The sequence below is a fragment of the Aeromonas sp. CA23 genome, assembly GCF_002587065.1.
GTDB lineage: Bacteria > Pseudomonadota > Gammaproteobacteria > Enterobacterales > Aeromonadaceae > Aeromonas > Aeromonas bestiarum.
Window position 1 is genome coordinate 3,454,828 of record NZ_CP023818.1, and the last position, 24,849, is coordinate 3,479,676.

Consider the following 24,849-nt stretch of genomic DNA (forward strand, 5'->3'; position numbering starts at 1 on the left):
TAGGATATTTACTTGCAATCTGAGCGCTGGCGCCTATTATTGGCGACCTCAGACGCGGGGTGGAGCAGCTCGGTAGCTCGTCGGGCTCATAACCCGAAGGTCGTCGGTTCAAATCCGGCCCCCGCAACCATCTGAGTTTCCGAGTCGACAACGCCAATTAAGGCATTGAAGATAAAGAGAATTCGAACTGGCTACTGCTCGGCCACTTCGGAAAAAATACGGACGCGGGGTGGAGCAGCTCGGTAGCTCGTCGGGCTCATAACCCGAAGGTCGTCAGTTCAAATCTGGCCCCCGCAACCAACTATTTGTGATCATGGCTAGGCTGATGCCAAGCGGTGAACGTAAAGACAGCACGCTACTTCTGCTCGGTAGTGTGTGGTGATGAAGGCAGTACAATTCGGACGCGGGGTGGAGCAGCTCGGTAGCTCGTCGGGCTCATAACCCGAAGGTCGTCAGTTCAAATCTGGCCCCCGCAACCAACTATTTGTGCTCATGGCGAGGCTGATGCCAAGCGGTGAACGTAAAGACAGCACGCTACTTCTGCTCGGTAGTGTGTGGTGATAAAGGCAGTACAATTCGGACGCGGGGTGGAGCAGCTCGGTAGCTCGTCGGGCTCATAACCCGAAGGTCGTCAGTTCAAATCTGGCCCCCGCAACCAACTATTTGTGCTCATGGCGAGGCTGATGCCAAGCGGTGAACGTAAAGACAGCACGCTACTTCTGCTCGGTAGTGCGTGGTGATAAAGGCAGTACAATTCGGACGCGGGGTGGAGCAGCTCGGTAGCTCGTCGGGCTCATAACCCGAAGGTCGTCAGTTCAAATCTGGCCCCCGCAACCAACTATTTGTGCTCATGGCGAGGCTGATGCCAAGCGGTGAACGTAAAGACAGCACGCTACTTCTGCTCGGTAGTGTGTGGTGATGAAAGCAGTACAATTCGGACGCGGGGTGGAGCAGCTCGGTAGCTCGTCGGGCTCATAACCCGAAGGTCGTCAGTTCAAATCTGGCCCCCGCAACCAACTATTTGTGCTTATAGCAATGCTTGATGCAGAGCTGTGGGTGTAAAGACAGCACACTACTTCTGCTCGGTAGTGTGCGGTGATGAAGGCAGTACAATTCGGACGCGGGGTGGAGCAGCTCGGTAGCTCGTCGGGCTCATAACCCGAAGGTCGTCAGTTCAAATCTGGCCCCCGCAACCAACTATTTGTGCTCATGGCAAGGCTGATGCCAAGCGATGAACGTAAAGACAGCACACTACTTCTGCTCGGTAGTGTGTGGTGATGAAGGCAGTACAATTCGGACGCGGGGTGGAGCAGCTCGGTAGCTCGTCGGGCTCATAACCCGAAGGTCGTCAGTTCAAATCTGGCCCCCGCAACCAACTATTTGTGCTCATGGCAAGGCTGATGCCAAGCGATGAACGTAAAGACAGCACACTACTTCTGCTCGGTAGTGTGTGGTGATGAAGGCAGTACAATTCGGACGCGGGGTGGAGCAGCTCGGTAGCTCGTCGGGCTCATAACCCGAAGGTCGTCGGTTCAAATCCGGCCCCCGCAACCAACTTTCTTCTATTTCTCCATTTCGTTTTTCCTCTTGTTTTCCACTCGTTATGTTTCGCACCGTTTCCGGTTGCTCATCATATGTACGCATAATCACGCTTGATATTGATTTTCAAGTGCAAATCTGGCCGCCACCGCGCTTTGTTGGGTATCATCAGTGATATCTCTTCATGGACGAGGCCTCTGCCCAATGATGCAACAGTTCACTTATCTCCCCCCCCAGATCGACATTCATGATGCCACCCTGAGCCAGGCCATGGGCAACGGGCTCTCGGCCAACCTGCTGCTTGTCGCCGAAGATCTGCGCGACTCTGTTCTGGCCAGACCTGAGTTTGCCGCCGTGGCAACCCAGATAGCGCTGGGGCAGAAGGCGCCATACAGCCTGGTGCAGCATAACAGCCTGCAACTGGTGATCTTCATCGGAGCCCGTCCCACCCGGGATCACGCCCTCTACAAGCAGGCCAGATCCTGGATAGCCCCGCTGGCCGGACTCAAGATCGAGCGGATGGGGCTGCATCTGGAAGGGTTTGACGAGGGGGACAGGGCGCAGCTGGCCGAGCTGACGCTGGCTTGCCTGTTGGCGGCCAATGTGCCGCTGCCGAGCCACAAGCATAGCGCCGAGGATGAGTGGCGCTATCAGCAGATTGCGGTGTCGCCGCGCTGCGTGCTGGATCTGGCGCGGATCTACGCCGAGGCCGAAGGCAATGGCATGGCGCGGCATCTGGCGGTATCGCCGGCCTCCGATCTCACCGCTCGCAGCTATCGGGAGTGGGCACGTCAGCTGGCCCAGGTCGAAGGCTGGCAGTGGCACGAGTACGATCAGGCCCAACTGGCCGAACGGGGAGCTGGCGCCTTCATCGCGGTGGCGAGAGGCTCGGAAGACAACCAGGCCGCCATGGTCAAGCTCAGTTACTGCCCGCCCAATCCGGTGCGCCGGGTCGCCCTGGTGGGCAAGGGGATCTGTCACGACTCGGGCGGTTACAACCTCAAGGTCGCCGGCAGCATGTATGGCATGCACCTGGACATGGGTGGCAGCGCAGTGGCACTGGGCGCCCTCTATGCGATCAGCCGGGCCCGCCTGCCCTATGAGGTGCACTGCTGGCTCGCCATCGCCGAGAACCACATAGGCCCGCTCGCTTACAGGCCGGGGGAGGTGGTGACGGCGCTCAACGGCACCACCATAGAGGTGGTGGATACCGATGCCGAGGGGCGCATGGTGCTGGCGGATACCCTCTGCATGGCGGTGCAGGATAATCCGGATCTGCTGATCGATTACGCCACTCTGACGGGGGCCTGCAAGCGGGCACTGGGCAGCCGTTACAGCGGCGCCTTTACCAACCGGCCCCAGTGGTTCGGCGAGCTGATCAGCCTGGGCCAGCGCAGCGGTGAGCGAGTCTGGCCCTTCCCGTTGGATGAGGACTATGACGACAACCTCGATAGCGAGTGGGCCGATCTGTTACAGTGTGCGCCGGGCGCATCGCCGGATCACATAGATGCCGCCCGTTTTCTCAACCGCTTCGTGCCTGCTCAGACCCCCTGGCTGCACCTCGATTTGAGCGGTTTTCGCAGCAAGGGGGGCAATGGCGTGGTCAGCAGTGAAGTGACCGGATTCGGGGTCAGGCTGACGCTGGACTTGCTCGCCAGCCCGCTGGGCCGCCGCCATGAACTCGATGAACAAGAACAGTAAGGGATCCCGTGAAAGTACCAAGTTATGACTGGGTGTTGTTCGATCTGGACGAAACTCTGCTCGATTTCCCGGTCGCCCAGGCCCTGGAGCAGACTCTGCAGCTCTACGGCGTGACGCCGACGCCCCCCAAGATGGCGGAATATCATGCTCTGAACCACAGTCTGTGGCAGCAGTACAACTCGGGCGAGATAGATGCGACCCACCTGCAGCAGACCCGTTTTTCCCTGTTTGCCGAGCAGGTGGATGTGGCACCCATGGCGATGAACGACACCTTCTTGCAGCAGATCATCGCCCTGAGCGTGCCGCTGGAGGGGGTGCTGGAGACACTGCAGGCCCTCAAAGGCCGGGTGCGGATGGGGATCATCACCAATGGCTTCAGCCTGCCGCAACGGGGTCGCCTCAGCAAGCTGGGCTGGAGCGACTGGTTCGAGCCGCTGGTCATCTCGGACGAGGTACAGGTGACCAAGCCGGCCGCCGCCATTTTCCAGCATACCCTGGCCTTGATGGGGCAGCCGAGCCCGGCGCGAGTGTTGATGGTGGGGGACAACCCCAAGACCGACATCGCCGGTGCCGCGGCGCAGGGGCTGGCTACCTGCTGGTACAACCCGGACCGCCACGACACCGAGTGCGAGGCGACCCACGAGATCCACCACTTTGCCCACCTCTCCACCATAGTGCTGGGGCAGTAAGCCAAGCGGCGAGCCGCTCACCAGCAACAAAAAAGGCAGCCCTTGGGCTGCCTTTTGTCATCTTGTCATCTATCAGGTACCCAGGCGACTGAGCAGCCAGGATTCGAGCAGGGCGACCCCGTGTTCCAGTACGGTTTCGTCGAAGTCGAACTCCGGATGGTGATGGGGCGCCGCCAGATTGGCCCCCAGGATCAGATAGGCGGCCTGACCGCCGTTGCGCTGCACCCGCTCGATGAGAAAGCCCGCATCCTCGCTGGCACCAAAGCGGCGAGTGTGGATGGTCTCAAGCTTGAGCGCCTTTGCAAGCGGCACTATCTCCTCGAGCAGGGCCGGGCTGTTCTCGATGCCGATGGCTTCCCCCTGCTTGCGAATGAGGTAGGTGGCGCCCTGCATCATGGCGGCCCCTTCCACTATCTGCTGCACCTGGCCGAACATATAGTCGTTAAGCGCCGGGGTGGCGCCACGGGTTTCCCCCTGCAGGCGGGCATGGCCCGGGATCACGTTGCGACCGCTGCCACCGCTGAGCTGGCCCACGTTGATGCGGGTCATGCCATCGCGGTGGCGGGCAATGCCGAGCATGGCGGTGGTCGCCGTGCAGGCTGCCGCCAGCGCATTGCTGCCCGCGTTGGGCTCAAGCCCCGCGTGGGCGGCGCGCCCCAGAAACTCTACATCGAACTTGGTGGAGCAGAGAAACTCGGTAGGATTGACCACCAGCTCGCCACTGTTGGCATGAATGCCGATGTGCAGCGCCAGCAGGGCATCCACATCGTCGAGCTGACCGCCCGCCGCCAGCGCCTTGCCGCCACGGCAGCCCTCTTCGGCGGGTTGGAAGAACAACTTGATACGGCCGTTCAACCGCTCGGCGAGGGCTGCGATCCGCTCGGCCAGTACCAGCCCGATGGCGGTATGTCCGTCGTGGGCACAGGCGTGCATCCAGCCGGCATTGCGAGACTGCCACCCTTCCTGACTGGGGGGATGCAGCTCATCCTGGCTCTCATCGACTTCCACCGCATCGATATCGAAGCGAAAGGCCAGGGTCGGGCCGGGACGACCGCTGTCCCACACGCCCATCACACCCGTTATCTCTTCGATGCGGGCCAGCCAGTCGGGATGTGCCCCCTGACGCAGGGCGCGCTCCTTCTGGGCTTGTACGTCTACCTCCCGTCCCATGATGAGGTTGCTGGCCAGCAGCTTGTCCCCCAGCATGACTTCAAATCCGAGTTTTGAGAGGTGGTGAGCGATGAGGGAGCTGGTGCGAAATTCACACCAGGCTGCTTCGGGCAGACGATGAAGATCACGACGCCACTGGCGTAGAGCATCTTGGGTCATGGTAATTCCTGCATGGCGAGTCCAGCGGATATTGTGACGGGCAGGGGAGCAAGAGTAAATCCCGGAGCGGCAAATGCAACAAGGGGAGCTGTGAGGCTCCCCTTGTGGACGGTGGCAGTGACATGCAGCTTATATAGTGTGCATCAACCAGTTCTAAATAAGGCTTTCGATATCACGCTGGGTGAAACAGCCAAAAAAGACAGAGAGTGGTGAATTAGTCAGCGCCTGGGCTATGGCTGTCATTCAGCAATACACAATTCTGGATGACTAACCGGCTCAAAGCTGTGACAGCGACGGCAGAGAGACGGCAACCAGAGTGAAAAACACGGTAAAAACGGCAGTAACAACAAACTCTTTCATATTTTGTCTCCCTTGGCTGACTGTTGATGGGACCAAGATACCACAATTGTGCGGTAAAACAATAGTAAAATGTATTTATGTGGCAATTTATGAGGTTGAAGCATCTAAAGCTTCATTTTTGCATTTTAGCGTCTGTTTTATCATCTGGCCTTCTGTGTGATGCCGATGCGTGCTCTGTGTATGTGGTATAAATTTATAAAATTCATTATGTTATGTTTTGTTCGTGTCAATTTTTCAGTGGGCTTTGTATGGAGCTTTTCTGAGTTTTTTGAAATTTAATCCGCTTTCAAGCCCCTCTGTGGCGTCTGAAAATGTCGTCGAAAGCCAGTTGCCTTGTCCCTTGGCTGAATTTGAAGAGTGCATCCATTTTTTGTCGCATCTTGTACCTTGAAGCCTGACAGGGCGCCTCTTTCAGAGAGCGGGCGCGGTACCCGTTTCTCAGTCAGTACGCAAAAAATGGCGAACATGATGGGGGGCTTGCCATTGAGGGGGCACGAATGACGGCTCCTGCGCTGGGCTCACCTTCTTCTTATGCCATGAGTCTGTGTGCCCCGGTGCAACGGCATTGAGTGACCGAGAGGCTCTCAGCACCCCCGGGATGACGATACGGCTCTGTGCTAGCGATGAGTGTGGCTGACGCCACCGGCGCCTGTGGTGATGGGAGGAGATCTGGGGGCTGATCCTGCAACCGATGCAGAAAAGGCAATCCCGCCAGCCGGCAGACCCGGGATGTCGTGAGCCGCCAAACCCTGGCAAGGAAGCCGCGTCCATTCGCCGATGGCGAGAGGGCTGTCGTTGACTATCCAGGGGCCAGGGAGGCGCTCCGCTCGCCGGTATGGCGGGTATGGGGGGCAAGATTTGGAAAACAGCGCAGCAGAGGGCGTGGCAAGAGAGAGGGCGCCTGCACTGCTGCCGGTTCCGCCCGTTGCCGGGCACACGACGTGCATAAAAAAAACCCTCCAGCGGAGGGTTTTTTGTCACAACAGGCTGAGCAAGCGACAGGCGCTTAGAACAGGGTGGTGGAGAGATCGTACAGCTCCTGATCGAACGGGCGCTTGAGGTTCTCGATGCAGTCGATGATGTCGTGGTGCACCATCTCGTTGCCCTGGATCCCGACGCAGCGGCCACCCTGACCGGCCAGCAGCTGTTCAACGGCGAAGGCACCCATGCGGCTGGACATGATGCGATCGCGCGCGGTGGGCGAGCCGCCACGCTGGATGTGGCCCAGAATGGTGGCGCGTGTCTCGCGGCCTGTCATGGCTTCGATGTCCTTGGCCAGGGCATTCACGTCGGTGACGTGCTCACAGATGGTGATGATGGCGTGCTTTTTGCCTTTGGCTTCGCCTTCCTTGATCTGTTGCAGCAGCTTGTCCTTGTCGAAGGTCACTTCCGGTACGATAACGTACTCGGCGCCACCGGCAACGGCGGCAGACATGGCCAGATCGCCGCAGTGGCGACCCATGATCTCGACCACTGAGATGCGGTGGTGGGAGCTGCAGGTGTCGCGCAGACGGTCGATGGCGTCAACCACCACGTTCAGGGCGGTATCAAAGCCGATGGTGAAGTCGGTACCGGCGATGTCGTTGTCTATGGTGCCCGGCAGGCCGATGCAGGGGAAACCCTCCTCGGTCAGCTTCTTGGCACCCATGTAGGAGCCATCACCACCGATCACCACCAGGGCGTCGATACCGTGTTTTTTCAGATTTTCGATCGCTTCGGCGCGCACTTTCGGGTCTTTGAAAGCGGGGAAACGGGCGGAACCCAGGAAGGTGCCGCCGCGGTTGACCACGTCGGAGACGCTGTGACGCTCCAGCTTGACGATCCTGTCCTGATGCAGACCGAGGTAGCCATCATAGATGCCGTAAACTTCCAGGCCATGATGCAGACCGGCGCGCACCACGGCGCGGATGGCTGCGTTCATACCCGGTGCGTCACCACCACTGGTCAAAACACCAATACGTTTGATTTGTTTGGTCATGAGTGCCTCTGGATCTGAGTTGTCTAATACGAAGTTTTGAAAATGAGATAAGCCACATTGACTATATCGGCTTTCGTATGGGATGCGGGGGCCGCCATAGGAAAAGCGATATGCAGGAGGGGGCAAGCGCCCCCTCCTGGGCAACAGCTTACTTGGTTGCGCCAGCGATGATCTGGGAGAAGTCGTCCACTTTCAGGGACGCGCCACCCACCAGGCCACCGTCGATGTCCGGCTGACCGAACAGATCGGCTGCGGTCGCGCCAGTGACGGAGCCGCCGTACAGGATCTGTACCTTGGCAGCCACGGCGCCGTCAAACCCGGCCAGGTACTGACGGATGTGAGCGTGGACGGACTGGGCGATTTCCGGGGTAGCAGTCTTGCCGGTGCCGATGGCCCATACCGGCTCGTAGGCAACCACGGCGTTGCTGAAGGAGGCGATGCCACAACGGTCGATGACGGCTTTCAGCTGGGTCTCAACCACGTTCTTGGTCACGCCGGCTTCGAACTGTTCCAGCGTCTCACCGATGCACAGTACCGGCACCAGGCCAGCTTTCTGGATGACTTCGTACTTGGCGGCAACCACGTCGTCGCTCTCTGCGTGCAGGGTACGACGCTCGCTGTGACCGACCAGGGAGTAGGTGCAACCGAAGGCTTTGAGCATGGAGGGGGCGTTTTCACCGGTGAAGGCGCCGGATTCGTGAAGGTCGGCATTCTGGGCGCCGTAGGCGATCTTGCTGCCAGCGGTCAGCTGCTCAACCAGACCCAAAAAGATAACCGGCGGGCAGACGGCGACTTGCACAGAAGGATGAGCGGCAGCAGCCGGGGTCAGTCCTTTGATCAGAGCTTCGACAGAAGCTTTGGTGCCGTTCAGTTTCCAGTTACCCATTACCAGGTGCTGTCTCATCTTGTAACTCTCCTAGGGGGGGGGCTGAGGCATTTGATTGCGCGACATTATATGAATTGAACCGAGCCCAAGATAGCTGACCCGGCGGCAAATGACGTAATTTTTTTTCGCTTTCCTGATCCAAATCAGGAATGCAAGGCTCGATTGCTCAATCGTTAACCTGCCCTCGCAAACGGGCCCACCATACCCCAATCCATTCGTGAATGGCAGCCTCGGAATACATCAGATAACGCCCCTTCGGCAGGTAGCTGTAGAGGGGTTGCGCCACCTGGCTCTGCTTGGCTGTGTAGTCGGTGGGGGCCGGCACCGCATCGAGTCCCTGTCCCTGATAGAGCGCCATGGCCCGCGGCAGGTGGGTGGCCGAACTGACCAGCGCCACTCGCTTGCCCTTGAGATAACGGCTGATGCTGACGGCCTCGTCGTGGGTGTCTTTGTTGTTTTCAAACAACGTCATCCGCGAGCGGGGTACGCCCAGGCTCGTCGCCATGCGGGCATTGACCTCGGCGTTGGAGAGGGGATCCCCGGACACATAACCGGAGAAGATGATTTCTGCTTGCGGGTAAGCCTGGGCGAGGCGCACCCCCTCCAGGGTGCGGGCCAGCGAGACGTTGTTCTGCCAGGCTCGCTCGGGCACGGCCGGGTCGCTCACATGACCGTTGCCCAGCACTACTATGGCCGCCATATCCGGGTGCTGGTTTATCTCGAAGGGAGGAAAGGTTTGCTCCAGCGGGCGGGCCAGCTCGTAGCTTATCGGTCGCATGCCCATCAGGGCGACGATCAGCAAGGAGAGGGTCGCCAGCAGCTTGCCGGTTTTTTGAAAGCGGGTGAACCAGAGCAGCAAGAGCGCCAGCAGCAGCAGGGAGAGGGAGAAGGGCAGCGGCATCAGCAATTGGCCTAGCCATTTCTTGATAACAAACAAGTTGGCGGCAAACAGGTTGAGCTCAAACACTGGGATGTCGTCCTTGAGTTTTCAGCAAATTCGGGATGTGACAGAATACCCCTCTTTTTTCGTCAGGCCCAACCCTGCGGCCAAAAGTTGAGTGTGTCTTGAAGCAAGATCAGAGTTTTGACGGGCGCGCCGACAAGTTCGCCCGCAACATTTATGACTCCACCAAGGGGCGCATTCGCACCACAGTGGTGTGGAGCGACATAGAAGCCTGCCTGGCGCGCCTTGGCAACCGGCCCCTGCGGATCCTGGATGCGGGGGGCGGATTTGGCTACTTTGCCCAGAAGCTGGCGGCCATGGGTCACCAGGTGGAGCTGTGCGATCTCTCCGCCGAAATGCTTGAACTTGCACGGGTCCAGATCGCCGAAAAGGGGCTGGAAGACAGAATTCGTCTCATCCAGTGCCCCATTCAGGATCTCAAGAGCCAGGTGACCGGCACCTTTGATCTGGTGCTCTGCCACGCCGTGCTGGAATGGCTCGCCGAGCCGCGCCAGACCTTGCTCGGTCTGTTCCCTTTCGTCAAGGCAGGGGGCATACTGTCGCTGCTTTTTTACAACCGTCATGGCCTGCTGTTTCAGAGCCTGGTGGTGGGCAATTTTGACTATGTGCGCCTCGGCCTGCGCAAGAAGCGCCAGACCGCCCTGACCCCCACCAATCCGCAGTTGCCGGAGCAGGTGTACGACTGGATTGGGCGAGGGGGGCTCAAGATCATCGGCAAGACGGGGGTGCGCGTCATCCACGACTACATGCGCCACAAGCAGGATCAGGTCGAGAAGTTCGATGATCTGCTGGCCATGGAGCAGCAATATTGCCGCCAGGAACCCTTTATCTCCCTGGGTCGCTATATCCATGTGATGGCGCAGAAACCGTCAAGCTGACCAGCAGTCTGTCTAGCAGCCTTGTAATAACAACGAGATGGTCAGATTTTCATGATGAGGCCATCCAAATGGATAACAACGAGATGATGACGTCATGATGAGTACATCCCGTACCCTGCCCGAGATGGTGGGATGGGTCAGGCAGGAGGGGTTGGCGCTGAGCCTGCCGACCGACCGGCTGGCCTTTCTGATTGCAATCAAGACACTGTCCGAAGATGAATCGGACCTGTCGGAAGCGGCGCTGCACGATGCCTTCGGCTATGTCAGCAACGCCTTTGGCCAGATGGACGAGACCCTCACAGGTCGCGCCAACAACGCCATCAACGATCTCATTCGCCAGCAGCTGCTGTCGCGCTTCACCACCGACATGGTGGCGGGGGAGAGCCTCTATCGCCTGTCGCGGCTGGGGATGGGGATCGTCGACTTCTTCATGGATCAGCGCCAGGTCGACTCCATCAAGCTCTCCATCCTGCTTGAACACCTGGCGGCCGAGCTCGACACCGCCCGCAAGGCGGCGCTTGAGACCAACACTCGCGAGCAGTGGGATGCAGAGGTGCTGCCACGGCTCACCTTCTCGCTGGAAGAGACGCTGGGGCGCATCGATCTGACCCAGCGCGCCATGGACGAGCAGCAGAATCAGGTCAAGAGCGAGATAGCGGCCCTGCTGACCCAGAACTGGGTCGATGCCATCCACAGCTGCGAAAAACTGCTGCACGAGACAGGCCAGACCCTGCGCGAGCTGCAAGATACCCTGGACGCCGCCGGCCACCGCCTGCAGGCAGGGCTGCTCAACATTCAGGAAGTGGCCCAGGGGCGCGACGATCTGTTCCACGTCGAGGAGCTGACTCACGCTTTGCAAGGACGGCTCGATGTGATCACCTCCTGGGGCCAGCAGTGCATCGAGCTCTGGTCTCGCTACGATCGGCACGTCCACAAATTTATCCGCAACGCCATCGACATGGACAAGAACCGCGCCTTCAGCCAGCGGCTGCGCGACTCCATCCGCAATTTCGAGCAGCACAACTTCTTGCTGAGAGTGGCCGAGGAGCCCCGTTTGCTGGAACTGCGGGATGAAACCATCGCCATCCACGACGAAGAGGTCACCGGCGAGGTGCCCCTCGAGATGGAGTACATGGAGATGGTGGACATCAACCAGGAGCTGGCTGAGCGCATCGAGCGCTACCTGGCCCGCTACCCCGAGCAGGGCCATCAGCTGGATGTGGCCGATGTGCTGCGGGAATACCTGCTGGATTACCCGGCTCACGCCCATTTCGATGTGGCGCGTCTCCTGATCGACCAGGCCGTGCGCCTGGGCCATGCCAGCGGTGAGCGCGAGCTGCACCACCAACCCGCATGGAAACCCATTAACCAAGCTGGATCCAAGGTTCAGGCCTATGTCATTGATCAATACTGAGTTTCCCTTGCCGCTGCGGCTCGCAGAGGCCATTGCCAACCCCTTGTTTCCGCGCATCGACACCGCCTTGCGCTCGGGCCGTCACATCAGTGCCGACGATTTCGAACAGCATTCGGCGCTGGTGGAGTACCACAACGAGCTGGAGATCTTCTACGGCCGCTATCAGGTGGAACTCATCAAGGCGCCGGAGGGCTTCTTCTACCTGCGTCCGCGCCCCAGCGCCGACATCGGCACGACCGTGCTCTCCGAGCTCGACATGCTGGTGGGCAAGGTGCTCTGTTACCTGTACTTGAGCCCGGACAGGCTCGCCTCGGAAGGGGTGTTCGCCATGGGTGAGCTGCAGGAGGAGGTGTTGAGCCTGGCCGACGAGAAGCAGCTGCTGCGCATGGTCAACAGCCGCTCCGGCGGCACCGATCTGGACAAGAAGAAACTGCTGGAGAAGATCCGTACCTCCATGCGCCGCCTGCGCCGCCTTGGCATGATCACGGCCCTTGGCAACAGCGACAAATTCCGGGTCAACGAATCCGTGTTCCGCTTTGCCGCCGATGTGCGCTCCGATGAAGATCCGCGCGCCGTGCAGCTGCGGATGATCCAGGAGGGGGAGGCCATCTTCCACGACGACGAGATGCCGAGCAGCGACTCGCTGTTTGAAGACATTGAAGCGGATCTCGATGAAGAACAGCTTGAACTGGAGGTTGAAGATGACCTGCAGCGTTAAATCCAAGGCCCTGATGGAGCCCTTTACTTTGATGGAGAGTGCGGCGTGAGAGGCAAATTCAAATCCCTGACCATGGTCAACTGGAACGGCTTCTTCGCCCGCACCTTCGATCTCGACCAGCTGGTGACGACGCTCTCCGGCGGCAACGGGGCGGGCAAGTCCACCACAATGGCGGCCTTTATCGCGGCGCTTATTCCTGACCAGTCTCTGCTCCATTTTCGCAACACCACGGAAGCGGGTTCCTCCAGTGCGTCCCGCGACAAGGGGCTCTACGGCAAGCTGCAACGGGGTTCCTGTTACTCAGTGCTGGAGGTGATGAACAGCCGCGAGCAGCGGATCTGGGTCGGCGTGCACCTGGAGCAGATCCAGAACCGTGACAACAAGGTCAACATCACCCCGTTTGCGCTGGTGGATGTGCCAGAAAACCTGTCACCCACGGATCTGCTGCTGGAGAAACTCGAGGGCGGCAAGGGCCGCATTCGTGCCTTTGCCGACCTGAAAGGGGCCGCCGCCGAGCTGGGGGCGCTGAAGGTCGCCAAGTTCAATACGGTGACCGACTATCACAACTTCATGTTCGAGTTCGGCATCACCCCGAAAAAGCTGCGTGATCAAAAAGATCGCGGCAAGTTCTATCGCCTGATCGAAGCCTCCCTCTACGGCGGCATCTCTTCTTCGATCAGCCGGTCGCTCCGTGAATACCTGCTGCCGGAGAACTCGGGCGTGCGCAAGGCATTCCAGGACATGGAGGCGGCCATCTACGAGAACCGTCGCACCCTGGAAGCGATCAAGGAGACGCAAGGTCAGCGGGATCTGTTCAAGAACCTGATCACCGAGACCACCCACTATGTGGCGGCCGACTATGTGCGCAACGCCGCCGAGAAGAACCGTCTCTCCGAGCTGGCCCTGAAAGCCCGTCAGGAGCTGGCGGACAAGCGCCGCATTCTGGCCGAAGAGCGCCAGCGCGCCATCTATCTGGCCGACGAGGTGGAGCAGCTCACCAACCGCGAAAAATTGCTGACCGATGAGCTGGAGTCCGCTGCAGAGCACCTGGCCAAGGTGATGGCCGCCGTTGCTCTGCAAAAGAAGATAGAGATGTATCGCGCCGATCTGGCGGAGCTGGTCGACAAGCTGGAGCAACAGCAGGCGATCGTGGAGGAGATCCACAGTCAGCTGCTGGAAGTGGAAGAGCGCAAGGAGCTGGCCCAGGCAGAGGTAGACAGCCTCAAGACCCAGCTGGCCGACTATCAGCAGGCGCTGGACATTCAGCAGACCCGCGCCATCCAGTACCGTCAGGCGGTGCAGGCGCTGGAAAATGCCCGTGCGCAGTGCGAACTGCCGGGATTGAGCGCCGAACAGGCGAGTGACACCCTGCATCAGTTCCGCGCCGCCGAACAGAGCCTCACCAGCCGGATGCTGGGGGCCGAGCAGCAGCTGGCACTGGCCAAGGCGGCGGTAGCCGAACATCAGGCCGCGCTGACGCTGCTGTTGACTATCGCACCCGAAACTGCCCGCGAGGCCGCCTGGCCCACGGCGCAGGCACTGCTCAAACGCCATATCGAAGACAAGGCCCGCATTGCGCAGGGGCAGGGGCTGCGCTCAGCCCTGACTCGCCTGGAAAAAGAGAGCGAGAGCCAGAAGGCCTTGTTCAAGTTACGTGACGAGCTGCATCAAGCCAGTGGCCAGCAGATCGCGAGCCAGGACGAGCTCGAGCTCTTCCTCGAAGCCCAGCGTACCCGTCAGGAAGAGCTGGCCGATCAGCAGAGCGATCTGAACCAGCGCCGTGCCAGCCTGGAGCATCAGGGTGCCCAGCTGGGTCGCGATATCGGCGAACTCATCAAGCTGGCCCCGCGCTGGCTCAAATCCTTTGAAAAGCTCGAGCAGCTGCGCGAGCAGAGCGGGCTGCCGCTCGCCACCGCCGAGGCGCTTTCGGCCGGCATGCAGACCGTGCTCGACAAGGAGCGCGAGTTTGAGCAGGAGAGCAATCGCATCGCGGCGCAGAAGCAGGCGCTGGAGCTGCAAATTCGCAACCTGCAGCTGGGTGCTGGCGAGGCGGATCCGCGTCTGGCCCGCATCGCCGAGCAGGTGGGGGGCGTGCTGCTCTCCGATGTCTATGACGACATCTCCATCGACGATGCCCCTTACTACTCCGCGCTGTACGGTCCGGCTCGCAGTGCCCTTGTGGTGCTCGACCTTGAGGGCGCCATAGAGCGGCTGAAAAAACTGGAAGATTGCCCGGAAGATATCTACCTCATTCAGGGCAACCCCGACTCCTTTGACGAGGATCTGGTGGAAGCGGACGAGCTGGGGGACGCCGTGCTGGTGCGCACCAGCAAGCGTCAGGTGCGCTTCTCCCGCTACCCCGAGCTGCCGCTGTTTGGTCGCGCCGCCCGGGAAAAACGGATCGAGCAGCTCGATCTCGAGCGGGAAAATCTGATCGAGGGCTACGCCAAGGCCGCCTTCGAGCAGCAGAAGTTCCACCGTCTCTACGGACATTTTCGCGACTTTATCGGCCAACATCTGGATATCGCCTTCCGCCCCGACCCCGAAGCCGAGGTGCAGGCTAAGCAGGCCGAACTGCGCACCTTGCAGGGGGCCATAGCCGAGTGCGACAAGCAGCTTGGGGAATCCAAGGCCATTGCTGCCCAGCTGACCCGATATATCCAGCTGGTGCAGGGGATGCTGCCCTTTGCCCATCTGTTTGCGGAGGCTGACTTGGCCGCCCGTCTCGAGGCGGCCCACGCCGACGTCGAGGCACTTAAAACAGCCGAAGCCTTTATCGCCCAGCACGGCAAGGCGCTCGAGAAACTCGAGACCCTGGTGCAGGTGCTGCGCCAGGATCCCCAGGATCTCGCCGCCCTGCAGGCGGCGTTCGACGAGACGAGCGAATTGCTGGCCGAGCAGAAGCGCCGCTGTTATGCCCTCGATCAGCTGGTGGCCCGTCTGCCGCACTTCGCCTATCAGGATGCACAAGACCTGCTTGGCAAGGCGTCCGAGATGAGCGAGCGACTCAAAGAGAAGCTCAAAGCGGCCGAGCTGGCCGCCCGCACCGCAGGGGAGCAGCACAAGCAGATTGCCCAGCGCCACACAGAGGCGTTGCAACTGCGCACCGCGCTCGATTCCAGCGCCTCGGCCAAGCGCCAGACCCTGACCGAGTTCGAGCAGGAGCTGGCCGCCATGGGGCTGACCCTGTCGGACGACATGGAAGAGAAATCTCGCGCCCACAAGAAAGAGATCGAAGAGCTGCTCATCCGCACCCGTTCCCGTCGCACCAGCGCCGAGGCCCAGTTGCAGGTGACCAAGCGCGAGATTGAATCCCTTGGCGGGCGCCTCAAGCTGGAAGGCAAGGATTACTACAGCGCCCGTAAATCCCTGGTGGGCCACAAGGCGAGCTGGTCGCGGGTGGTGCGTCTGGCACGGGACACAGACGTCGAGAAGCGTCTGAACAAGCGCGAGCTGGCGTACCTCGACAGCGACGAGCTGAGATCCATGTCGGACAAGGCGCTCGGCGCCCTGCGGGTTGCCGTGGCCCACGACGAAGCGCTGCGCGATGCGCTGCGTCTGTCGGAAGGCAACCGCAGCACCGAGCAGAAGGTCGCCTTCTACGTGCAGGTCTACCGTTACCTCAAAGACCGTATCCGCAACGACATCATCCGATCCGATGATCCTGTGGAGGCGATCGAGGAGATGGAGATCGAGCTGGCGCGCTTGGCCGACGAGCTCAAGCAGCGGGAAAACCACCTGTCGCTCTCCTCTCACGAGGTGGCGGCCAAGATCACCAACATCATACGTCGCGAGCAGAACCGCATCCGGGTGCTCAACCAGGGCTTGCAGAACATCGCCTTCGGTCTGGTGCGCGGGGTGCGCCTCAACGTCAATATCCGCGAGGCTCACACTCGCTTGTTGACCGCGCTGGCGGATCAGAGTGCCATGCACAACGATCTGTTCGCCGACAAGGAGCTCAGCTTCTCCGAGGCCATGGCCAAGCTGTTCCAGCGTCTCAACCCGCAGACCGAGCAGGGGGATCGCAGCTATCAGGTGATGGGCGATGTCTTGCTCGACTATCGCAACTACCTGGAGCTGGAGATCGAGGTGCAGCGTGGCGCCGATGGCTGGCTGCGGGCCGAGAGCGGCGCGCTTTCCACCGGCGAGGCGATCGGTACCGGTCAGGCCATCCTGCTGATGGTGCTGATCAGCTGGGAGGAGGAGTCCCGTCGCCTGCGTGGCAAGGACATAGCCCCCTGCCGCCTGCTGTTCCTGGACGAGGCGGCCCGTCTGGATGGCAAATCCATCGCCACCCTGTTCGAGCTGTGCGAGCGCCAGGACATGCAGCTCTTGATCGCCGCACCCGAGAACATCAGTCCGGAGAAGGGCACCACCTACAAGCTCATCCGCAAGGTGCAGGGCAAGCACGAGCACGTGCACGTGGTGGGTCTGCGGGGCTTTGGTTTTGCCGATGACAAGCTGATCGCCTGACACAGGTTGACGGGTGAACACACAAACGGGAGGCTGAGGCCTCCCGTTTTATATGGAAAATATGGGAAAATGGGCACTCCGGTCTCGTTGCTTGAAAGACGTGATGCGGCATGGAACGCGCGATTGGTCATCCCTGGGTGGTCATTTTTACGGCACGACAGAACCGCTTATCCCGGCAAGGGGAGCAAGGACAAAGCCCATGGCTGACATGAAGGGAAAGATGCAAGACGTACAAAAAGGGCTGCTGTTATCGCTTTGTCTGCTGCTGGCAGCTTGCAGCAGCCGATATGACGACAGCCACGGCGGCAGTTGGCGCGGTTATACCGACACCGGGCTCGCCTCCTATTATGCCGACCGCTATCACGGCAAAAAGACCGCCAGCGGCGAGCGCTATCGCAACAACCTCAATAGCGCCGCCCATATGGAATTGCCCTTTGGCGCCATGGTGCGGGTCACCAACCTCGCCAATGGCAAGAGCGTGGTGGTCAGGGTCAATGACCGCGGCGCCTTTAAAAACGGGCGTATAATCGATCTCTCCAAATCGGCTTTTAGCAGCATCGGCAGCACAAGATCCGGCCTTATCAAGGTGAAGATAGAGGTGCTCTAGTCGCCGACTCGTTCAATGGCACGAACAGAGTGTCCAATCTGCCCGGCTATATCCCGCCGGGTACTCCCTTTTACACTGCTCCTTCGCTCAAAGGTGGCTCCCAGACCGGAGCCCCTTTGCATACCCCTGAAAATGGAGCAGATAAAGATGAGTGAAGAGAAACGGGTGTCCATCGCCGTACTGAAAGCCCGCGCCGGCATGAGAGATCCGCTGCGCCGTGAGTTGCTCAAACTCATTGCGCCGACGCGGCGAGAGCCGGGCAATCTGGATTATGTACTGTTTGAATTGCGCGACGAACCGGGCACCTTCTATATGCGCGAAGCCTTTGTCAGTCAGGCTGCGCTGGATGCCCATTGTGCGACCGACTATTTTCAGGCCTTTGCCAATCAGACCGATACATTGTTGGCAGAGCCGCTGCGGCTGATTTTTATGGCGGAGGTGAGCCATCCATAAGCGAATTGGGCCTGCTGCTGGCCCAATTTTCCCCCATATGCCAAGTGCCCAGCCCAGACGCTTTCCCGCTATTCCTTGGTGTCGATGATCCGCCAGCTTGCATCTTCACGACACCCGTTAGGGATGTTGCATTACACTGGTTCCCCCTATTTCTGCCCAATAGCCTTTTCATCTCCCCGCTGGTCGGTAAGATATCCAAATGAAAATCAAATTTGCGCTAAGCCTAGTGCTCTAGATAAAAACCGTGGCAGGCCATGTCTGCTTAACGACACGACTGGCTATCCAGGAGGGCCGATATGGCTTTAACGGGGGGACGAGATGGAGATCGCGTTGGCGGATGTGCCGGACAGTGAGTTCGAACAGCGCTTTGCTGCCGTCAAACAGGGGATTTTTCCCTATGTTGAGGCGGTCTTTGGCTGGGATGACGACTTTCAGCGCGAGCGGTTGAGCAGTGAATACCAACCGCAGTGGTTTTCGTGGATCCTGCTGGGGGGCGAGCGAGTCGGTCTGCTCTGCTGCAAGCCATACGACGATGCGCTGCACATTCATCTGCTGATCATCTTCCCGCAGTATCAGGGTCGGCAGTTGGGCTCGGCCGTCATGGACCGGCTGTATCGCGAGGCGGAGCGTGAGGGGAAAAGTCGGGTGACCCTGTCGAGCTTTACCGCCAATCAGAGGGCAATAGAATTTTATCGGCGCCTCGGTTACCAGGCGGTGGCGGAAGAGCCAGCATTCGTCTTCTTGTCCCGGCCGGTGACGAGAGAAGAGTCGTAAGTACTAATGGTTGGCGGAGAGCCCTAATGGCAATGCTAGAGATTTTAACGGTCCCCGACCCCCGATTGAGCATCAATGCCGAGCAGGTTGAGGATATTGCGGCCGTGCAAGGCCTGATCGATGACATGCTGGAGACCCTCTATGCCACCGACAATGGTATTGGTCTGGCCGCCACGCAAGTGGGGCGCAAGGAGGCCATCGTCATCATCGACCTGTCGGAAAAACGGGATCAGCCGCTAGTGTTGATCAATCCGCAAGTGACAAGCGGTACTGAACCGGCGCTTGGGCAAGAGGGGTGTCTGTCCGTGCCGGATTATTATGCCGATGTTGAGCGTTATGGCTCGGTAGTGGTGTCGGCACTGGATCGCCATGGCGTGCCTATCACGGTAAAGAGCTGCGATTTCCTGGCCATCGTGATGCAGCATGAGATCGATCACCTGCAGGGCAGGGTGTTTATCGATTATCTCTCGCCGCTAAAGCGCAAGATGGCGTTGAAGAAGGTGAAAAAGCACCTCAAGGCGACATGACGTGATATTTCATGCGGCGCATTACATATCCATTTGATTATCTGCACAGGAGAACGGGGTAGCCATGTACAAGGTTGGTATTGTTTTATTTGATGATTTCACCGATGTGGATTTTTTCTTGATGTATGACCTGCTTGGGAGAAGCAAAGAGAGCTGGTCGGTGAAAATACTGGGAACCAAGCCTGAGCATGTTTCTGCACTTGGTATCAACGTAAAGACGGATGGAGATGTGGCGGAAGCACGTGATCAGGATGTGGTGCTGATCACCAGTGGGCAGCGTGGTATCCCTGCCGCGCTGCAAGACCATGAGTTCATGTCCACATTGCGGCTGGACCCACAGCGGCAGCTGATTGGATCAATTTGTGCTGGTTCATTCATATTGCATGAACTGGGCTTGCTGAAGGGGAAGAAATTAACAACCAACCCTGCAGCCAAAGCCCAGTTGCTGGAGATGGGGGGTGATGTTCAGGACTTTCCTCTGGTCGTGCAAGGAAATATTGCAACGGCAGGCGGCTGCCTCTCACTGGTTTATTTGATTGGCTGGGTGGCCGAACGGTGTTTTGGTCCGGAAAAACGTAGATTGATGCAATCTCAGCTTATTCCTGCCGGACAAATGGATATCTTCGAACAGCTGATCTCCTCCACTATCAGAGAGGCTGAAGAGTCATTCGACTGATGCCATTGCTCACTGTTTATATCTGTCTGGACCCATAGCCTGTCTGCCCAATGAAACAGGATGGCACATGCACCTCGAATTCAAAAAAATAAATCTGGCGCGTGACTATGAGTTTTGTGTGACCGCCCGCCGGGATGCCTATGTTTGCAGCTTCCATCGCGACGACGGATTTGACGAGTTTCTGGCGGGCTATCGGGAGCGGATGGCGACGAGGCTGGCCAGCAAGGAGTGGCATTATCTGCATGTCTGGCAGGGGGGCGAGATAGTGGGGCAGCTGGAGTTTTGCACTTTCTCATCCGAACCGGATACCGGCTACATATACCTGATCTATTTGACGCCACAGGCTCGGGGGCAAGGGTTGGCCGAATTACTGCTCCGGTATATTGGTCGCACACTGCGGCAGGCCGGTTGCCGGCGGGTTGTGCTGTCGGTCAGCCGTCTCAACCAGCGCGCGCTGCGTTTCTATCAGCGCTGCGGGTGGCAATACCTGGGGCCAAACCCCAAGCATGCCGAAACAGATTTTTATGAATATTGGTTGTCGGATCCGACGTAATCAGTAGCCGTATTTGAACGGGGAAAAAAAGTCCCATGGAGGGGGAAAATATATGGAAGTGAGACAAGTCCGGGTATCGGATGCAGATAGCGTACTGGCCCTGATGAACAGACTCGACAATGAAACAACTTTTATGCTCTATGAGCCGGGTGAGCGCACCACGACAGAGGTCGAGCAAGCTCAAATATTGGCCTCGTTTGTCGATGCAAATAATAAAGTCATGCTGGTACTGTCGGAGCAGGACGAGATTGCAGGTTTTATTGTCGGCATCGGTCAACCGGCAAATCGCAACAAACATGTACTGTATTGCGTTATCGGTATTCAACACTCAGTAGCTGGACAGGGCTTTGGCAAAAAAATGATGTCTGCGCTGGAGGCCTGGGCCAGGGCGCACGGCTTTACCCGTATGGAGTTGGGCGTCATGTGCCACAATGCCCGGGCTTGCGCGCTATATCGGGCCTGCGGGTTCGAGGTAGAAGGCGTCAAACGCAATACGATGAGAGTCGATGGGGCATATGTCGATGAATATATGATGGCCAAGCTGATTGAGGAGGTGGCATGAGCAAGATGCAGTGGTGGGTTCCCTTGAACGTCGCTCGGTCGCCAAAGAGTGCGCGCAGATGGGCGGTGCTTGTGCTGATGTCGCTGGGCTGGCTGTTGGCCATGGCGCCGGCCCATGCCGAGGAGCCGCAGCTCGGCGCCGAGTATCGCCCTCTGGTACAGAAGGTGATCGATGCCGCCAAGGCGCGGGATCATCAGGCGCTTGCTAACCAGATGAAGTACCCCTTCAAGCAGGAGTATCCCATCCCGATCATCAAGAACTCGCCCGAGATGGTGGCCCGTTTCGATGAGGTGTTTGATGACGCCATTCTCAAGAGTATCGCCACTTCCCGGATCGGGCAGGATTGGCAGACCATGGGCTGGCGCGGCATCATGCTCGGCAGTGGCGAGGTGTGGCTGGATTTTGATGGCAAGGTGATAGCTATCAATCATCAGACGGCGCAGGCCGCGGAGCTTAAAGCCAGGCTTATCGCCAGGCAGAAAAGCGGCCTGCATCCCGGTCTGCGGGAGTACCAGCGCCCCGAACTGATGTGGCAGACCGAGAAATTTACCATTCGCATCGACAACATGGATGATGGCCACTATCGCTATGCCTCCTGGGCGAAGGGAAAGACGCTCAGCGACAAGCCGGATTTGGTGCTCAGCAATGGCACCGTCAGGGTGGAGGGGACGGGGGGCAACCATACCTATCAATTCAAGAGCGGCCCCTACCGCTACGAGTGTGTCGTGACAGTGCTGGGTGAGCGGGGCGCACCAACCGGTGAGCTGGTCGTCTATCAAAACGAGGTTGCCATCATGCACCAGCCGGTGATCAAAGTGCTCTGATATCCCTTAATCTGCCCGAAACGTTCAAAGCGCGGCCAAGGGCCGCGCTTTTGTTATCTGCAAGGGGCTGATGGCTTTCGCTAGCCCTGCGGTACCCTGACCCCCTTGTCGAGATAGAGGCTGCTGTAGTGGGCGCGGTGGGTGACAAACATCACCTGATGGCGGCTGCCGTCGGAGAGGATAATAAAGTCGCCTGCCTGGGCGGGGCTCTGCAGGCTGATCTCCTGTTCGGGGGCGGTCAGCTTGTCGACCTCCTCCTTGAAGGTGAGGGTGTACGAATACATAGGGTTCTCCACTGCAGGACCGTATACAGACACGCATCACAAGGCTAGTTGCCATCGTCCGTATCCGCGGCGCCCAAGCGGCACCTGTGCGGCATTTAATTTAACGGGTAAGCTGGGTCTGCTTATCTTATATGGGGGCATGGCCTGCATTTGCCAGTGTCCCTCGCTTGGGGCCCCCATAACAGGCGCCAGAGTGGTTTTCAGCACGCAAGCAAGGAGTGGTCATGAAGGAGCTAGCCTCCCCGTTGGAGCCTGAGTTGGTGCGGATTGCCGCGTTTTCTGACGGGCAGCAAGGAGGGAATCCTGCCGGTGTCTGGCTAGGGTCTCGCTTGCCCGCGGCAGAGGAGATGCAACGCATCGCCGCTCAGGTGGGATTTTCGGAAACGGCCTTCGCCGCGCCCTTGTCGCCACTCGGGCCACCAGGCTCACCCCGGGGGGCTGCGACCGCCCGGCAAACCGCCGAGTCTGGGGAGTGGCGGGTGCGTTACTTCTCCCCCGAGGCCGAGGTGCCCTTCTGCGGCCATGCCACCATAGCCCTGGGTGTGGCGCTGGCGCGGCGCTTTGGAGAAGGGGAGTATGCATTGCACCTCAATCAGACCGAGATCAAGGTATCGGGCTGGCAGGATGAGGAGGGGCAGTGGCAGGCGGCGCTGCAATCGCCGCCGACCCGCAGCAAGCCGGCCCCGGCCGAGTTGGTGAGTGCCGCGCTGACGCTGTTTGGTTACACGTCAGCAGATCTGGATCCCCGCATTCCGCCGGCACTTATCCATGGCGGCGCCGATCATCTGGTGCTGGCCCTGAACAGTCGGGCTGCGCTCTCGGCCATGCACTACGAACTGGCGCAGGGGCGAACCCTGATGCAAAGGGAAGGGCTGGTCACCATACTGCTGGCTCATGCCGCCCGGGATCAGTTGTTTCATACCCGCAACCCCTTCGCCTATGGCGGCGTCTATGAGGATCCCGCCACAGGCGCAGCCACCGCCGCCTTTGCCGGTTACCTGCGCGATATCCATTGGCCCCACGGCGGCATCATAGATCTCTTTCAGGGGGAGGACATGGGGATGGCGTCACATCTGCACGCCGAGATCCCGGCCGCACCCGGCAGCTCAATCAGGGTGTTCGGCCGGGCCCGCCTGATGTGAGCGACACGCAATGAAAAAACCGCCAACTGGCGGTTTTTTCCTTTGTGCAGGAGCGAACTCAAGCGTGTTTCTCGGCATATTGCGCCCACTATGCGCTCTGGTCATGCTCCCCAGATGGGCTGCACTCTTCGTGAACGGTGAGCCAGTGCAGCAGCTGACGACTTACCTGCGGGCTGCCGAGCAGGGCCATATGGCTGGTGCGATAGGCAATCCAGCAGTGGGAAGGGGGGAATGCCAGCTGGTGGCGCGCCTCGTCATGCTGGCCGAGGGCGCTGCGCAGGGGCACAAGTCCATCGCCGATCAGCCTATCAGCCAGCAGACCGCGCTTGGCCGCCGTGGTGGCCGCTATGGTGAAGCAGGCCACTTCGGCGGGCAGGGGCAAGGGGGGGCGAGGATCGGGCAAGGCGTGCGGTTCGCCCTGCGGGGGCGGCGAGTCAATCACCTTGCCGTGGCGCAGATCCTTGATGCCGGCGCTGCGCAGTTGTGCCAGCCTGACGAAGGGTTGGGTATAGGCGGTGGCAGGCAGCAGCTGCTCCAGCCAGTGACCTGCGTGTTCAAGGGGCGCGCCATGATGGGGCGTGCCGAGAAACACCATGTTTTTCAGGACGCCGGGCCAGCCCATCTCACTCTGGCTGGCATGATGACAGGCGCTGCGGATCACCAGTCCCCCCATGCTGTAGGCCAGCACGCTGACCTCGTCGATGCCGCCTGGCCAGTGGGTTGCCAGTCGTTCCAGCTGACGGGCCAGCTCCCGTCCGTTTTGCGCAACGGGCAGGCCCGAGTTGTAGCGCACATAGACGGGCACATAGCCCAGCTCGCCGGCCAGCATCTCTCCATGGTTGAGCGTTTTTTCTTTGTCCTTCCCCCTGGTTTGGGTCTGCCACTGCAGATCGTTCATGCACAGACCATGCACCATCAGCAGCACCCGCCCCCCGGCGGGCAGACTCGACGGCATGGCGTGCCAGTCCAGAGGCTGGCCGCCATGGCGCAGTGTCATGGGCGTGGCGAGGGCATTGTGGCTCTCGACCAGCTTGTCCCCCATCACACCATTGAGGGTGGCGAGCAGGGCGGCGCGCCTGGGCGTCTCGGGGATCTGGTGCAAGGGAGGCGTTGGCGGCAAGCGGGTGAGCAGGGCATGGATGCCACCGCTCAGGGTATGGGCGGCGCCGTGCACCCCCTGGTAGACCAGACCCGTGATCCCCCGGGTCTGACCCTGGGCCTTGCCCCTGATCCCCATGCCACTCAATACCGCCTGATGGACGGCCTCGGTGATCTGCACGGCAGCAGGCAGGGCCTGGGTGAGCAAGCGGGCCAGCTCGCGGATATCGGAAAGATGCCAGGAGGAAACAGGCTGCTGCTCTGTCGACTGGGTCATGGGGTCGCCCTCAGGGAGATGGTGTCAGCAAGCAGACTTGCACTCACTGGGTGCGTGCTGACTGGCACAGACCCATCCAGCTTGCCGTGTTTGCCTCGGGTTTACCAGTGAAGCCGCTGGCAGATCCTGCGGGGCAGGGCCCC

At 59.7% G+C, this 24,849-nt stretch carries 21 protein-coding genes and 9 tRNA genes; 24 read left to right on the plus strand and 6 right to left on the minus strand.

Annotated features, from left to right (window positions below; translation table 11 throughout):
• Window positions 1–53 precede the first annotated feature (53 nt).
• The 11 genes from CK910_RS16100 to yjjG all read left to right on the plus strand — a co-directional run bounded on the left by CK910_RS16100 (window position 54) and on the right by yjjG (window position 3,929).
• Window positions 54–130, plus strand: a tRNA-Met gene (locus tag CK910_RS16100).
• A gap of 93 nt (window positions 131–223) precedes the next feature.
• A tRNA-Met gene (locus CK910_RS16105) sits at window positions 224–300 on the plus strand.
• A 102-nt stretch (window positions 301–402) separates the two neighbouring features.
• Window positions 403–479: transfer RNA gene (locus CK910_RS16110), tRNA-Met, on the plus strand.
• 102 nt (window positions 480–581) lie between these two features.
• A tRNA-Met gene (locus tag CK910_RS16115) sits at window positions 582–658 on the plus strand.
• A 102-nt stretch (window positions 659–760) separates the two neighbouring features.
• Window positions 761–837 (plus strand) — tRNA-Met (locus CK910_RS16120).
• 102 nt (window positions 838–939) lie between these two features.
• A tRNA-Met gene (locus CK910_RS16125) sits at window positions 940–1,016 on the plus strand.
• 103 nt (window positions 1,017–1,119) lie between these two features.
• Window positions 1,120–1,196, plus strand: a tRNA-Met gene (locus tag CK910_RS16130).
• Window positions 1,197–1,298: 102 nt separating this feature from the next.
• A tRNA-Met gene (locus tag CK910_RS16135) sits at window positions 1,299–1,375 on the plus strand.
• A gap of 102 nt (window positions 1,376–1,477) precedes the next feature.
• A tRNA-Met gene (locus CK910_RS16140) sits at window positions 1,478–1,554 on the plus strand.
• Between the two features lie 189 nt (window positions 1,555–1,743).
• Window positions 1,744–3,240 carry a M17 family metallopeptidase gene (locus tag CK910_RS16145; protein ID WP_043141984.1) on the plus strand — a complete coding sequence of 499 codons (1,497 nt, stop codon included), beginning with the start codon at window positions 1,744–1,746 and terminating at the stop codon, window positions 3,238–3,240.
• An 8-nt stretch (window positions 3,241–3,248) separates the two neighbouring features.
• Window positions 3,249–3,929 carry a pyrimidine 5'-nucleotidase gene (yjjG, locus tag CK910_RS16150; RefSeq protein WP_098983980.1) on the plus strand — a complete coding sequence of 227 codons (681 nt, stop codon included), beginning with the start codon at window positions 3,249–3,251 and terminating at the stop codon, window positions 3,927–3,929.
• Window positions 3,930–4,001: 72 nt separating this feature from the next.
• On the opposite strand, the gene CK910_RS16155 is transcribed toward yjjG, so the two are convergent.
• The 4 genes from CK910_RS16155 to elyC all read right to left on the minus strand — a co-directional run bounded on the left by CK910_RS16155 (window position 4,002) and on the right by elyC (window position 9,419).
• The gene (locus CK910_RS16155) at window positions 4,002–5,258 is read right to left on the minus strand and encodes an amidohydrolase (RefSeq protein ID WP_098983981.1); all 1,257 of its coding nucleotides are present in this window, start codon (window positions 5,256–5,258) and stop codon (window positions 4,002–4,004) included.
• 1,366 nt (window positions 5,259–6,624) lie between these two features.
• On the minus strand, window positions 6,625–7,596 hold the full coding sequence (pfkA, locus tag CK910_RS16160; RefSeq protein WP_042652255.1) for a 6-phosphofructokinase: 972 nt from the start codon (window positions 7,594–7,596) through the stop codon (window positions 6,625–6,627).
• A gap of 148 nt (window positions 7,597–7,744) precedes the next feature.
• A complete protein-coding gene (tpiA, locus tag CK910_RS16165) occupies window positions 7,745–8,500 on the minus strand; it encodes a triose-phosphate isomerase (protein WP_098983982.1) in 756 nt (251 codons plus the stop codon).
• A gap of 148 nt (window positions 8,501–8,648) precedes the next feature.
• A complete protein-coding gene (elyC, locus tag CK910_RS16170) occupies window positions 8,649–9,419 on the minus strand; it encodes an envelope biogenesis factor ElyC (protein ID WP_098985122.1) in 771 nt (256 codons plus the stop codon).
• Between the two features lie 128 nt (window positions 9,420–9,547).
• Between elyC and cmoM the strand changes: the two genes are divergently transcribed.
• The 12 genes from cmoM to CK910_RS16230 all read left to right on the plus strand — a co-directional run bounded on the left by cmoM (window position 9,548) and on the right by CK910_RS16230 (window position 21,905).
• A complete protein-coding gene (gene cmoM, locus CK910_RS16175; RefSeq protein WP_098983983.1) occupies window positions 9,548–10,324 on the plus strand; it encodes a tRNA uridine 5-oxyacetic acid(34) methyltransferase CmoM in 777 nt (258 codons plus the stop codon).
• A 94-nt stretch (window positions 10,325–10,418) separates the two neighbouring features.
• Window positions 10,419–11,738, plus strand: coding sequence for a chromosome partition protein MukF (gene mukF / locus CK910_RS16180; RefSeq protein WP_098983984.1), 1,320 nt, complete (start codon window positions 10,419–10,421; stop codon window positions 11,736–11,738).
• Window positions 11,719–12,456, plus strand: a complete 738-nt coding sequence (mukE, locus tag CK910_RS16185) for a chromosome partition protein MukE (RefSeq protein ID WP_021140832.1) — start codon at window positions 11,719–11,721, stop codon at window positions 12,454–12,456. Before mukF ends, mukE begins: the two co-directional genes overlap by 20 nt.
• A 45-nt stretch (window positions 12,457–12,501) precedes the next feature.
• Window positions 12,502–16,929, plus strand: a complete 4,428-nt coding sequence (gene mukB, locus CK910_RS16190) for a chromosome partition protein MukB (RefSeq protein ID WP_098983985.1) — start codon at window positions 12,502–12,504, stop codon at window positions 16,927–16,929.
• Window positions 16,930–17,149: 220 nt separating this feature from the next.
• Window positions 17,150–17,536 carry a septal ring lytic transglycosylase RlpA family protein gene (locus CK910_RS16195; RefSeq protein ID WP_098985123.1) on the plus strand — a complete coding sequence of 129 codons (387 nt, stop codon included), beginning with the start codon at window positions 17,150–17,152 and terminating at the stop codon, window positions 17,534–17,536.
• Between the two features lie 147 nt (window positions 17,537–17,683).
• Complete coding sequence (locus tag CK910_RS16200) at window positions 17,684–17,989, plus strand: putative quinol monooxygenase (RefSeq protein WP_416015284.1); 306 nt, start codon at window positions 17,684–17,686, stop codon at window positions 17,987–17,989.
• A gap of 318 nt (window positions 17,990–18,307) precedes the next feature.
• Window positions 18,308–18,763 (plus strand): GNAT family N-acetyltransferase, encoded by a 456-nt coding sequence (locus CK910_RS16205; protein ID WP_098983987.1) that lies wholly within the window; start codon window positions 18,308–18,310, stop codon window positions 18,761–18,763.
• Window positions 18,764–18,789: 26 nt separating this feature from the next.
• Complete coding sequence (gene def, locus CK910_RS16210) at window positions 18,790–19,290, plus strand: peptide deformylase (protein WP_098983988.1); 501 nt, start codon at window positions 18,790–18,792, stop codon at window positions 19,288–19,290.
• A gap of 64 nt (window positions 19,291–19,354) precedes the next feature.
• Window positions 19,355–19,966, plus strand: a complete 612-nt coding sequence (locus tag CK910_RS16215; protein ID WP_098983989.1) for a DJ-1/PfpI family protein — start codon at window positions 19,355–19,357, stop codon at window positions 19,964–19,966.
• 67 nt (window positions 19,967–20,033) lie between these two features.
• Window positions 20,034–20,519, plus strand: coding sequence for a GNAT family N-acetyltransferase (locus CK910_RS16220; protein ID WP_098983990.1), 486 nt, complete (start codon window positions 20,034–20,036; stop codon window positions 20,517–20,519).
• A gap of 52 nt (window positions 20,520–20,571) precedes the next feature.
• Entirely contained in the window at window positions 20,572–21,081 is a 510-nt protein-coding gene (locus CK910_RS16225) for a GNAT family N-acetyltransferase (protein WP_098983991.1), read from the plus strand.
• Window positions 21,078–21,905 (plus strand): hypothetical protein, encoded by an 828-nt coding sequence (locus tag CK910_RS16230; protein ID WP_098983992.1) that lies wholly within the window; start codon window positions 21,078–21,080, stop codon window positions 21,903–21,905. The genes CK910_RS16225 and CK910_RS16230 overlap by 4 nt, the downstream gene beginning before the upstream one ends.
• An 80-nt stretch (window positions 21,906–21,985) precedes the next feature.
• On the opposite strand, the gene CK910_RS16235 is transcribed toward CK910_RS16230, so the two are convergent.
• On the minus strand, window positions 21,986–22,189 hold the full coding sequence (locus tag CK910_RS16235) for a hypothetical protein (protein ID WP_042867481.1): 204 nt from the start codon (window positions 22,187–22,189) through the stop codon (window positions 21,986–21,988).
• 224 nt (window positions 22,190–22,413) lie between these two features.
• Between CK910_RS16235 and CK910_RS16240 the strand changes: the two genes are divergently transcribed.
• Complete coding sequence (locus CK910_RS16240; RefSeq protein WP_098983993.1) at window positions 22,414–23,331, plus strand: PhzF family phenazine biosynthesis protein; 918 nt, start codon at window positions 22,414–22,416, stop codon at window positions 23,329–23,331.
• 88 nt (window positions 23,332–23,419) lie between these two features.
• Here CK910_RS16240 and CK910_RS16245 read toward each other — a convergent pair whose 3' ends face one another.
• Entirely contained in the window at window positions 23,420–24,706 is a 1,287-nt protein-coding gene (locus tag CK910_RS16245; RefSeq protein WP_098983994.1) for a lipase family alpha/beta hydrolase, read from the minus strand.
• Window positions 24,707–24,849 lie beyond the last annotated feature (143 nt).

Excerpts from the sequence above, each read along its gene's own strand:
- CK910_RS16245 (WP_098983994.1), bottom strand. The coding sequence starts at position 24,706 with ATGACCCAGTCGACAGAGCAGCAGCCTGTTTCCTCCTGGCATCTTTCC.
- CK910_RS16220 (WP_098983990.1), top strand. The coding sequence starts at position 20,034 with ATGCACCTCGAATTCAAAAAAATAAATCTGGCGCGTGACTATGAGTTT.
- mukF (WP_098983984.1), top strand. The coding sequence starts at position 10,419 with ATGATGAGTACATCCCGTACCCTGCCCGAGATGGTGGGATGGGTCAGG.
- def (WP_098983988.1), top strand. The coding sequence starts at position 18,790 with ATGGCAATGCTAGAGATTTTAACGGTCCCCGACCCCCGATTGAGCATC.
- CK910_RS16205 (WP_098983987.1), top strand. The coding sequence starts at position 18,308 with ATGGAGATCGCGTTGGCGGATGTGCCGGACAGTGAGTTCGAACAGCGC.
- tpiA (WP_098983982.1), bottom strand. The coding sequence starts at position 8,500 with ATGAGACAGCACCTGGTAATGGGTAACTGGAAACTGAACGGCACCAAA.
- CK910_RS16235 (WP_042867481.1), bottom strand. The coding sequence starts at position 22,189 with ATGTATTCGTACACCCTCACCTTCAAGGAGGAGGTCGACAAGCTGACC.
- pfkA (WP_042652255.1), bottom strand. The coding sequence starts at position 7,596 with ATGACCAAACAAATCAAACGTATTGGTGTTTTGACCAGTGGTGGTGAC.
- CK910_RS16240 (WP_098983993.1), top strand. The coding sequence starts at position 22,414 with ATGAAGGAGCTAGCCTCCCCGTTGGAGCCTGAGTTGGTGCGGATTGCC.
- mukE (WP_021140832.1), top strand. The coding sequence starts at position 11,719 with ATGTCATTGATCAATACTGAGTTTCCCTTGCCGCTGCGGCTCGCAGAG.
- CK910_RS16215 (WP_098983989.1), top strand. The coding sequence starts at position 19,355 with ATGTACAAGGTTGGTATTGTTTTATTTGATGATTTCACCGATGTGGAT.
- CK910_RS16200 (WP_416015284.1), top strand. The coding sequence starts at position 17,684 with ATGAGTGAAGAGAAACGGGTGTCCATCGCCGTACTGAAAGCCCGCGCC.
- CK910_RS16145 (WP_043141984.1), top strand. The coding sequence starts at position 1,744 with ATGATGCAACAGTTCACTTATCTCCCCCCCCAGATCGACATTCATGAT.
- CK910_RS16155 (WP_098983981.1), bottom strand. The coding sequence starts at position 5,258 with ATGACCCAAGATGCTCTACGCCAGTGGCGTCGTGATCTTCATCGTCTG.
- CK910_RS16195 (WP_098985123.1), top strand. The coding sequence starts at position 17,150 with ATGCAAGACGTACAAAAAGGGCTGCTGTTATCGCTTTGTCTGCTGCTG.
- CK910_RS16225 (WP_098983991.1), top strand. The coding sequence starts at position 20,572 with ATGGAAGTGAGACAAGTCCGGGTATCGGATGCAGATAGCGTACTGGCC.
- CK910_RS16230 (WP_098983992.1), top strand. The coding sequence starts at position 21,078 with ATGAGCAAGATGCAGTGGTGGGTTCCCTTGAACGTCGCTCGGTCGCCA.